The 3,486-nt window shown below is 39.1% G+C and carries 2 protein-coding genes; one reads left to right on the top strand and one right to left on the bottom strand.

What is annotated here, in order from left to right; genetic code table 11:
- Positions 1 to 1,799: ESPR-type extended signal peptide-containing protein (locus tag A9Z07_RS15095; RefSeq protein ID WP_264754296.1), on the bottom strand; the 1,799-nt coding region annotated here is incomplete at its 3' end.
- A gap of 252 nt (positions 1,800 to 2,051) precedes the next feature.
- Between A9Z07_RS15095 and A9Z07_RS15090 the strand changes: the two genes are divergently transcribed.
- Positions 2,052 to 3,140 carry an AraC family transcriptional regulator gene (locus A9Z07_RS15090; protein WP_069579710.1) on the top strand — a complete coding sequence of 363 codons (1,089 nt, stop codon included), beginning with the start codon at positions 2,052 to 2,054 and terminating at the stop codon, positions 3,138 to 3,140.
- Positions 3,141 to 3,486: the final 346 nt, after the last annotated feature.

The raw sequence follows: 3,486 nt of genomic DNA, 5'->3' as shown, positions 1-3,486 counted from the left end.
TCATTACCTGCGGCAGTATTATTACGTCCTAAAGCAACTGCACCATTACCATTGGCATTGTTCGGATCACCAATCGCAACGGCACCATCACCACGCGCCACCTGATCACGACCAATCGCAACTGCGCCACCTTCTGAAGAAGCCGCATTGGCACTGGTTGTACCAGAACCCATCGCCACATTTTGACCTGTATCACCTGTGGTGACACCATGACCAATCGCGATGTTGTCTGTTGTGCCACTTGAAGTTGCAGCATCACGACCGATTGCAATGTCATTTTCGCCTTGCGCTTGAGCATTATTCCCTGTTGCAATCGTTGAATCACCTATTGCTTGAGCGTTTGGACCTGTCGCAACGGAGTCAGCACCAGAAGCTGTTGCAACATGCCCCACAGCAGTTGAACGAAGACCGGTTGATTTTGCACCATTACCCAATGCTGTCGATTGAATACCAGAAGCCTCTGCTAAATTACCGTAGGCACTTGAGTAGTCGGCAGTTGCTTTAGCCCGGTTACCACTTGCAACTGACTGTAGGCCCGCAGCTTCTGAGAAATTACCAAATGCACTTGAGAAATCACCTGATGCTTTGGCTGAGTTACCTACTGCCATTGCATTTTGAGCTGATGCTTGGGCAAAGTTACCGAATGCACCTGCATAATTGGCGGTTGCTTTTGCGCTATTTCCGACAGCTAAAGCATCCTCACCTTCTGCATGTGAGTTACGACCTACTGCTGTGGCAGATAAATTATTGGGGCCTTTTGCATATGCATTTGTACCAATTGCAACATCACCATTTCCTTCCGCTTTCGCTTTATCACCCATTGCGGTTGAACTTTCACCAGAAGCAATCGCTTGACGCCCAACAGCCGTTGAACCATCTCCTGTACCTTTTGCGCCAGTACCAATCGCAACCGAATCAGCACCATCTGCATTTGCTGCTGTGGTGGCATCGTAGTTTGCACCACCCGTCCCACTACCAATCGCAATACCACGCACACCTTTGGTGGTCGCAGCATTACCCATCGCGATACCACCGGTAGCACCTGCTGCTACAGTTGCAGTGTTCCCCTGTGCAATCGCAAAGTCTGCCTCAGCATACGTCTGACGACCCAGTGCAATCGCAGTATTACCACGTGCGCGGTTAGCGACACCAATCGCGACGTTGGAGCTTCCATCTGTTAAGTTACCAATACCCAATGCGGTACCAAAACCGCCACCAATCGCACGGTTACCCTGACCAATCGCAACATTGGCGAAAGTTGCGTTCGATTCATTAGCATTACCAATAGCAACACCACCACCCGCTCCTGTCACATTTTTATTGCCGATTGCAACTGCGCTTGGAACATGATTCGCCGTGCCATCAGGGTATGGTTCATTGGATCCACCACCGCGACGTTGTGCAATACCCTGTACCTGATTATTGGTTTGGTTAACGCGCGAACCACAACCAATCGCGACGCTGTTTGGCATACCATTGACAGTCGCCTGCCCAGCACTACCACATTGGTCATTGGTCGGTGAAATCGCAGTACTGGAGCCTTGGTTGGATGTACCCCCACCCATATTCGCTCCTGCAAAGGCACCAGTACTCAAGAACACTGTACTGATGGTCAGTGCAATTAAGCTTGGCTTAAGCTTCAAGAGTTTATTATTTTGTTGAAGAGATGAGGACGTGAGTTCCGTAACTGTTTGAATTGTAGTCACATTACGTTTTTTTGTGACGCCTCGTGCATTTTCAGAAACAACGGTCCATAAACTTAGACTTTTATTCCAGACTAAACGGTATATTTTATTCATAATTATGTGCCTTAAAAGGGATCAAGCACATATAAATCTAATGAAATACAACCTATACACATTTAACAATTAATACACTGTTTTAACAATTAAGACATTTTTTTATCATTTTTCGTCCATTATTCCTCAAAGGAATATTAATAAACATTAAAAACCTCAGGAATTAACAAAACAGGTCTTTGTTTTATAAAAGCATAAAAAATATAATAACCTAATGTATAAGGATTTTTAGGTCAATATCTTCTTTTTGCTATGAAAAAACAGTTACTTAATGTTCATAATGATTATCTAAAAATCCTTGTCGACACAGCTTCTAGATTTGGAATCCCTAAAGGGGAAATCATCAGATATTGTCAAATTCCTCTATCTTTGCTAACTGACGTCAATCAGAATGAACGCATGAGTTTCAATCAATGGATTGATATTGTGATTCGCCTGTTAGAGCTCCTACCAGAAAAAGGTTTAGGTTATCAATTAGGTTTTAACTGTAAGCTTACAACTCATGGTGCTTTGGGCTTTGCCTTACTGACCAACAATACCATTGGAAAAGTTTTAGTTGACTTGCAAAAATATTATAATATGCGTCTTCACAAAATGGATTTATCCATTTTAAATAAAAACAATAAAATCATTATTCGACTCAACCCACTCTACCAACTACCTAACCATTTAAATGAAAGCAAAAAAAATATTGTTAATAAGTTTTTTATTGAAAGTGCATTAATTGATATTGTAAATAATCTTCAACTCATTACCAATTACAACTTAACAGGCATAAACATTAATGTCACTTGGGATCAAGCAGATTATCATCAATTCTATGAAAAGCGCTTACCAATTATTCATTTTAACGAAGAATATAACCAGATCAGTTTTGATACCAAGTGTTTGGATTTACCCCTAACGTTTAGCTCACCTAGTGCTTATATGATTGCAATGGAACTGGTCAATAAAGAATATCTTTTCTATCAAGATCAAGACAACAAAATTATTTTAAAGGTAAATCAACAACTTAAATTCATACCTGGTTTTGGTTTTCCAAGCTTAACGGATGTCGCAACAAAGTTAAAAATTTCTGAAAGAACATTAAAGCGAGAACTATCAAGCGCCAATACAACATTCTCATCCTTGCTACAATCCAAAAAATTTGAGTTAGCTAAAAAGTTAATTAACTCGAACCGAAATATTCAGGAAATATCAGATTTATTAGGTTATAGCCATATTAGTGCTTTTTCAAGAGCATTTATTGGCTGGACAGGAAAAAAACCTAGTGATTATATCCGTGAACAAAGAGTTTCTTTTAAAGACTATTATCTAAATCAGTCTAAAAAAATTTCCTGATTAAAACAGAAGCAAAATTTAAGACAAAAAATTAAAAACACTTTTGCTTCTAAAAATAAACACATTATGCTTTTATAACCCAAAACCCTTTAATTAAAAAATAAATAGCAATATAATTATGATGCAACCTCCTTTTCACCTCAGCATTTTTCGTTAGCTGAGGTTTTTTTATGGCTAAAGTATTTGTATGAAACTCATACATGCTAGATAAAAATTTTAAATAATCTCACCATTCGGCAATCACATTAAGAAATCTATTTTATTCTTCTTTTTCAGCTCTTATTTTCACACAATAATTTTTGATTTTTTATTCTCTTACTCAATTAAAGAAAAATTTCCAATATTT

Origin of the sequence: Acinetobacter sp. YK3 (genome assembly GCF_001729365.1) — a bacterium.
In the GTDB taxonomy this organism is placed as follows: Bacteria; Pseudomonadota; Gammaproteobacteria; order Pseudomonadales; family Moraxellaceae; genus Acinetobacter; species Acinetobacter vivianii.
Note: the sequence above shows the minus strand (reverse complement) of the source record. Positions and strands in the feature narration are given on the sequence as shown.